General features: G+C 61.8%; 4 protein-coding genes. 3 read left to right on the forward strand and 1 reads right to left on the reverse strand.

The annotated features are described in order from the left end of the window. On the reverse strand, window positions 1-1,379 hold a 1,379-nt coding region (locus tag BBF94_RS21325; protein ID WP_141676612.1), incomplete at its 3' end, for a retention module-containing protein. A gap of 533 nt (window positions 1,380-1,912) precedes the next feature. Here BBF94_RS21325 and BBF94_RS21330 point away from each other — a divergent pair. The 3 genes from BBF94_RS21330 to BBF94_RS21340 all read left to right on the forward strand — a co-directional run bounded on the left by BBF94_RS21330 (window position 1,913) and on the right by BBF94_RS21340 (window position 6,954). Next, window positions 1,913-3,271, forward strand: coding sequence for a TolC family outer membrane protein (locus BBF94_RS21330; RefSeq protein WP_065260945.1), 1,359 nt, complete (start codon window positions 1,913-1,915; stop codon window positions 3,269-3,271). A gap of 152 nt (window positions 3,272-3,423) precedes the next feature. Beyond that, window positions 3,424-5,583 carry a type I secretion system permease/ATPase gene (locus BBF94_RS21335; RefSeq protein WP_065260946.1) on the forward strand — a complete coding sequence of 720 codons (2,160 nt, stop codon included), beginning with the start codon at window positions 3,424-3,426 and terminating at the stop codon, window positions 5,581-5,583. A 9-nt stretch (window positions 5,584-5,592) separates the two neighbouring features. Continuing rightward, on the forward strand, window positions 5,593-6,954 hold the full coding sequence (locus BBF94_RS21340; RefSeq protein ID WP_065260947.1) for an HlyD family type I secretion periplasmic adaptor subunit: 1,362 nt from the start codon (window positions 5,593-5,595) through the stop codon (window positions 6,952-6,954). The last annotated feature ends 52 nt before the right edge of the window (window positions 6,955-7,006 follow it).

The raw sequence follows: 7,006 nt of genomic DNA on the forward strand, positions 1-7,006 counted from the left end.
CCGGTGCTGAGGTTTTTCTCGAAAACCGTCAGCTCGCCACCCTCCACGTTCAACCCATTGATCAGCACCGGATCGTCGTTGTTGTGGATCTGCAACACCAGATTCGCGGTACTGGTGTCGCCATCGGAATCACGCAGGGTGTAGGTAAAGGTTTCTGTCCCGTTGCCGCCGCCATGCAACGCCTTGAAATCCGCGTCGCTGGTGTTGAGCGTGTAGGTGTAAGTGCCGTTGGCGTTCAGCACCAGCGTGCCGTAAGTCCCGGTGAACGTACCGGCAACTACCGGGCCGCTGCTGGGGCCGACAGGAATGCGGTCGGCGCCCTGCACGTCGTTGGTCAGCACGTTGCCGGTCAGGCTCAGGTTGGTTTCCGAAGCGGTGCTGGCGTTGCTGTCATCCACCGCTTTGGGCACATCGTCGGTGATGTTCACATCCAGCGAGCCCGTCGCGGTATCGCCATTGCTGTCACCGGCAATCACCGTGAAATGTTCGCTCAGATTGTTGGCGCCATCACCCGCAGGATGGGCATCGTTGCCGTTGAGGGTGTAGCTGTAACTGACCGTGCCATTGGCCGGGTTGTAACCGGTGATGGTCAGGGTGTTGCCCAGTTGTGTAGTGATCGATTGCGGGAAACCGACCGGCACGCCAGCGACGATTACGTTGATGCCGCCGATGCTCAGGCTGGTCAGACCATCGGGCGCCGAGATACTGAAGCTGCCGGCCTGGGTCAACGCGCCGGGATTGGCGGCAGAACCGTCCGGCAGATTGGCTTCGTTCAAAGTCAACTCGCCGCCGGGTACATCCAGGCCAATGAGATTGACCAGATTGTTGACCGGTGGCGCAACGATGGGCGTGTTGTCGCCATTGTCGACCACCACGTTGTGCCGCTCTTCGGGAAACTCGGGAATGCCACCGAAACCGGCCGTGGGGAAACCGATGACCGGGTCGACCCGGCCACCTACTTCGGTCAGCAACACGAAACTGTGGCCACCGCCCTTGCCGCCATTGATGTCACCGGGCGCATCGGGACCGGCCGCAGTGGCTTCAGCGGATTGGGTCGGGTCTTCACCGGCGGCGATGGCTTTCTGGATCTGTGCGACATCGGTGAGTTGCGCATCGCTCGGAGTCAGCGTTTCCGGGGCATCCACATGGGGCGCGTGGTTGGCCAGCAATTGCCCGGTCAGGGTCAGGCTGCTGTCGCGGCCCAGGGTCAGTTCCTGGCCGTTCTGCAGATGGACGGCGACCGCCCCTTCCGCACCCGTGATCAATTGATCCCCGGCAAACAGTCGATCGCCCGCGACCAATGCGCGCCGACTTCCGTCCGCCGTTTGAGCGAATACCTGACCTATGACCTTGGAAACCGTCCCGATGAGCGTTGCCATGTGCATGTCCTCCGCTGCCGACCACCGTCGGCGCTGGTTCGCGAAGCAGCCCATGGCTCAAGCGGGTTGTCGGGGCGACGCTCGCACCTCGACAGTTCGTTTCGCAGGTTGTGCTTCTTCAGAAACCCCAGCGCCCTCAGGCACTTGGAATCCCGGATAGATGCAGCACGCCCACTAGCGCTACGTAACGGTGGTGAATCACCCGAGTGACAAAAAACTGTCGCCCTTTTGCCGCTACGCGTCCCTCCCCTTTAGCAGTACTTCGCCCGTATGTCGCAAAGTGAGTGGAACTTTCCTCAAGCCTTCATGCACTCCCTAAAGCACATAAAACAAAGGCTTTCGAATGGAACAATGTGCTGGATTCGGCAAAGCGCATAAGTTTTTTTCGGCATAAGCCCTATGAAAAATTTTTCTTAGCTACGCTTCAGGATGTTCTTAGCTCTGTTGTAACAGCGATGAGACGCTAAACACTAAAAATTTCGTCAATAAATTGGCGACAGCGGAATACCATCAGGACTCAGGGAGATGCACCCATGCGCTTTCCAACCCCCCTCTGCAGTGCGGTTTTGCTGGCCATGGCTTGCACTTCCCAGGCTCAGGCCATGAACCTCACCGAAGCCATTCAGAGCACCATTGCGACCCACCCGGAACTGGCTTCGCGGGTGGACGCCAAACTGTCGGCCGATGAACAGGTGAAAGTCGCCAGGGGCGGCTTCTATCCATCGGTGGATCTGAACGCTGCCTACGGGCGCGGCTACAGCGACAACACCAACACCCGGGCCTTGGGTAACCACCACACCGAAATCCTCAATTACACCCAGTCCGAGCTGCGCCTGCGGCAAATGCTGTTCGACGGTTTCAACACCGCCAACGAGGTCGAACGCACCAAGGGCGTGTCCAACTCCCGCGCGTATTACGCGCAAGGCACCGCCCAGGATCTGGCCCTGCGCACCATCGAGGTCTACCTCGAAGTGCTCAAGCGCCGCGAACTGGTGACGCTGGCCAAAAACAATCTGCAGGCTCACCTGCGGGTCAACGACCAGATCGGCCTGCGTACCCAGCGCGGCATCGGCAGCACCGCCGACTCCGACCAGTCGGTGGCCCGTAAAGCGCTGGCGCAGAACAACCTCGACACTGCCGAGGTCGATCTGGCGGACGCCGAATCGAATTTCTACGCCGTGGTCGGGCGCATGCCCGATGAACTGGAAGCGCCGGCCTCGACCCGTGGTGAATTGCCCGCCACCCTGCCCGAAGCCCAGCAGAGCATGGTGGAGAACAACCCGTACCTGAAATCCGCCCAGGCCGACGTGCAATCGGCCGAGAGCCAGTACGAAGTCGCCAAGTCGCCGTTCTATCCACGCTTCGATGCCGAAGCGGCGGTCGGTGCCAACAACAACGTGCAGGGTGACGAAGGCCACGACAACGAATGGCGGGTCGGGGTGGTGATGAACTACAACCTGTTCCGTGGCGGCAGCGACAAGGCGCGACTGGCCTCCGATGCGCACCAGATCAACCAGGCCATGGACATCCGCAACAACGCCCTGCGCCAGCTCAACGAGAACATTCACCTGGCGTGGAACGCTATGGTCAACGCCAAGAAACAGACCCCCACCGCCCGCGAATACGCCGAGACCACCAAGCGTGTACGCGCCGCCTATCAGGATCAGTTCGGCCTTGGCCAACGCACCCTGCTCGACCTGCTCGACAGTGAAAACGAGCTGTACAACGCCAACCGTCGCTACACCGAAATCCGCTACACCGAGGAGTTTTCGATGTACCGCGTGCTGGCGAACATGGGGCAGTTGCTGAGCAAGCAACGGGTGGTGCTGCCGGCTGACGCAATTGCCGCTGCCGAAGTGAAAAACGAGGCGCGCCTGCCCGAACTCAAATAAACCGTTGTGGCGAGGGAGCTTGCTCCCGCCGGGGTGCGCAGCGCCCCCAACGAACCAGGCAACACTGAGATCCATGTGAGTGCGGCGCACTCAAACGGGAGCAAGCTCCCTCGCCACAGGTAATCGGGCAGTCATCAAGAGGGGCGATCAATATGACCAGCATGGAGCCCGGTGTTTCCGGGATCGATCCGCGTCTGAGCTTCGATGATCCGTTACTCGACGGTCTGTTGATCCTCTGCAAACTGCATGGCGCGACGGTCAGTCGCGCCAGCCTGAGTGCCGGGCTGCCCCTGGACAAACAACGCCTGAGCCTGGACCTGCTGCCCCGTGCAGCGGCCCGGGCCGGTTTGCAGGCGCGCATGCTGCGCCGCGATCTCAAGGACATTTCCCCGCTCAACCTGCCGGTGCTGTTGCTGCTGGGCAATGGCCGCACGGCGGTGCTGCGCCGTTTCGCCGATGACGGCAAGGCGCTGATCCTGCCCAGTGAAGCCGACGGTGGCGAACAGTGGGTCAGCCACGAAGAACTCGCCGAACACTATACGGGGCAGGCCTTGTTCGCCCGGCCCCGGCATGAACTGGAAGACCTGCGTTCACCCCTGGTGCCAAGGGTCCAGGCATGGTTTCGCGACACCCTGAAGCTGTCGAAATGGCTGTACAGCGACGCGATCCTCGCCAGTTTTCTGATCAACCTGCTGGGCCTGATGGTGCCGCTGTTCGTCATGCAGACCTACGACCGCGTGGTGCCGAACCAGGCCACGTCGACCCTGTGGGTGCTGGCCATCGGTTTGCTGATCGGCACCGGTTTCGAACTGGTACTGCGGGTGGTGCGAGCGCACCTGCTGGACACCGCCGGCAAGAAGACTGACGTGATCCTTTCCGCAACGTTGTTCGAGCGCATCACCGGCATGGCGATGAAAGCCCGGCCCGCGACCATCGGCGGGTTCGCCCAGAGCATTCATGACTTTCAGGGGCTGCGGGAATTTCTCACCGCCGTGACCCTGACCAGCCTGATCGACCTGCCATTCGTGGTGCTGATGCTGGTGGTGATCGGCCTGCTCGGTGGCTGGCTGGTGGCGATTCCGCTGCTGGCGTTTCCGATCACCATAATGTTCGCGATGATCATTCAGGCGCGTCTGCGCGACACCGTGCAGAAAAGTCTGAGCCTTGGCGCCGAGCGTCAGGCGTTGCTGATCGAAACCCTCGGCGGCCTGGAAACCCTCAAGGCCTGCAGCGCCGAAAGCGAGCGCCAGCACAAATGGGAAAGCACCCACGGCGCCCTCACCCGCCTCGACAGTCATGCACGCAACCTCTCGGCGCTGGCCACCAACGGCACGCTGTTCATCCAGCAGTTCTCGGGGATGGCGACCATCGTCGCCGGGGTCTACAGCATCATCGCCGGCAACCTCAGCGTCGGTGCGCTGGTGGCCAGTTACATGCTCGGCAGTCGCGTGCTTGCGCCACTGGGCCAGATTGCCGGACTGATCACTCGCTACCAGCAAGCGCAATTGACCATGAAAAGCACCGACGCGCTGATGGCCCTGCCCCAGGAACGCGACGGCAAACAGCGGCCGCTGGAACGCACGCAACTGCAAGGCGCACTGGACGTCAGCGGTGTGACCTTCCATTACAACGGCCAGAACGCTCCGGCCCTGAGCAATGTCGGTTTCAGCCTCAAGCCCGGCGAACGCATCGGCATCATCGGCCGCAGCGGCTCCGGCAAAAGCACCCTCGCACGGCTGGTGATGGGTTTCTTCGAACCGGAGGAAGGCCAGTTGCTGCTCGACGGCCTAGACCTGCGGCAACTGGATGTCGCCGACCTGCGCCAACAGATCGGTTACGTCGCCCACGACCTGCCGCTGCTGGCCGGCAGCCTGCGCGACAACCTGACCCTCGGCGCCCGGTATGTCAGTGATGCACGCATGCTCGAAGTGGCCGAACTGACCGGTGTCACCGAACTGGCCCGCCAGCATCCGCAAGGCTTCGACCGGCCGGTGGGCGAGCGCGGGCAATTGCTTTCCGGCGGTCAGCGCCAGGCGGTATTGCTGGCCCGGGCGCTGCTGCTTGACCCGCCGATCATGCTGCTCGACGAACCCACCAGCGCCATGGACAACAGCAGCGAAGACGTCCTGCGCCAGAAGCTTCACGGCTGGGTAGAGGGCAAGACACTGCTGCTGGTCACCCACCGAACCTCGATGCTGAGCCTGGTGGACCGGTTGCTGGTGCTGGACAACGGCCGGATCGTCGCCGACGGTCCGAAAGAAGCGGTCATCGATGCACTGCGCAAGGGCCGGGTCGGCTCGGCGGCAGTCTAGGAGTCGCCCATGTCTGCTGCCTCCTCTTCAAAACAGCGCGGCTACTTCGACAGTTTCGGCAAAAGCGCCGAGGCCGAATTCATGCCGGAAACCGCCAGTGCTTCGTTGCAGGATTCGCCGCGCTGGTCGCGGATCACCGTGTGGCTGGCGGCGGCGCTGCTGATCAGTGCGCTGGTCTGGGCCAAATTCGCGGTGCTTGAAGAAGTGACCATGGGCGAAGGCAAGGCGATTCCGTCGAGCAAGGTCCAGGTGATCCAGAACCTCGAAGGCGGGATCGTCACCGAAATCTTCGTGCGTGAAGGGCAAATGGTGAACAAGGGCGACACCCTGCTGCGCCTGGATGACACGCGGTTTCTGTCGAACAAGGGCGAGAGCGAGGCCGATCGCTACGCGTTGATGGCCCAGGTCGAACGCCTGTCGGCGGAGTCCGAAGGCCGGCCGATGAAGCTCTCCGACGAGATCCTCAGCAAGGCGCCGCAAGTCGCCGAAGATGAACGGGCGTTGTACGACCAGCGTCAGCGCAGGCTGGCCAGCGAACAACGGACCCTCACCGAACAGTTGCGGCAGAAGACTCAGGAACTGGCGGAGTTTCGCTCCAAGCAGGGTCAGTACAGTTCCAGCCTGGCGCTGTTGCAGCAAGAGATGAACATGTCGTCGCCACTGGTGGGCACCGGGGCGGTGTCGCCGGTGGAAATCCTGCGGCTCAAACGCAGTGCGGTGGAAATTCGCGGATCGCTGAACGCCACGACCCTGGCGATTCCCCGGGCCGAATCGGCGATCAACGAGATCAAGAGCAAGATCGACGAATCGGAACAGACCTTCCGTTCCGACGCCGCCAAGGACCTCAACCAGAAACGCACCGACCTGTCGAAAATCACCGCGTCGAGCATCGCCATCGACGACCGCGTCAGCCGCACCACGGTGACATCGCCGGTACACGGGGTGATCAAGCAATTGAAGGTCAACACCATCGGCGGCGTGGTGCAGCCAGGCAGCGACATGGTGGAAATCGTGCCGCTGGAAGACAACCTGCTGATCGAAGCCAGGGTGCGACCGCAGGACGTGGCATTCCTGCATCCGGGCCAGAAAGCCATGGTCAAGTTCAGTGCCTACGACTACACGATCTACGGCGGGCTCAGTGCCAAACTTGAGCTGATTGGCGCCGACACCATTACCGACGACAAGGGCAACAGCTTCTACCTGATCCAGGTCCGTACCGACAAAAACCATTTGGGCGGAGATGTTAAACCGCTGCTGATCATCCCGGGGATGGTGGCAACGGTGGACATCATCACCGGGGAGAAAAGCGTGCTGGATTACCTGCTCAAACCGGTGCTCAAGGCGCGGACCGAGGCGATGCGCGAGCGCTAGCCTCACTTGATCGTTCCCACGCTCTGCGTGGTAACGCAGCCCGGGACGCTCC

The organism is Pseudomonas bananamidigenes (genome assembly GCF_001679645.1).
Lineage (GTDB): Bacteria > Pseudomonadota > Gammaproteobacteria > Pseudomonadales > Pseudomonadaceae > Aquipseudomonas > Aquipseudomonas bananamidigenes.

Excerpts from the sequence above, each read along its gene's own strand:
- BBF94_RS21330 (WP_065260945.1), top strand. The coding sequence starts at position 1,913 with ATGCGCTTTCCAACCCCCCTCTGCAGTGCGGTTTTGCTGGCCATGGCT.
- BBF94_RS21335 (WP_065260946.1), top strand. The coding sequence starts at position 3,424 with ATGACCAGCATGGAGCCCGGTGTTTCCGGGATCGATCCGCGTCTGAGC.
- BBF94_RS21340 (WP_065260947.1), top strand. The coding sequence starts at position 5,593 with ATGTCTGCTGCCTCCTCTTCAAAACAGCGCGGCTACTTCGACAGTTTC.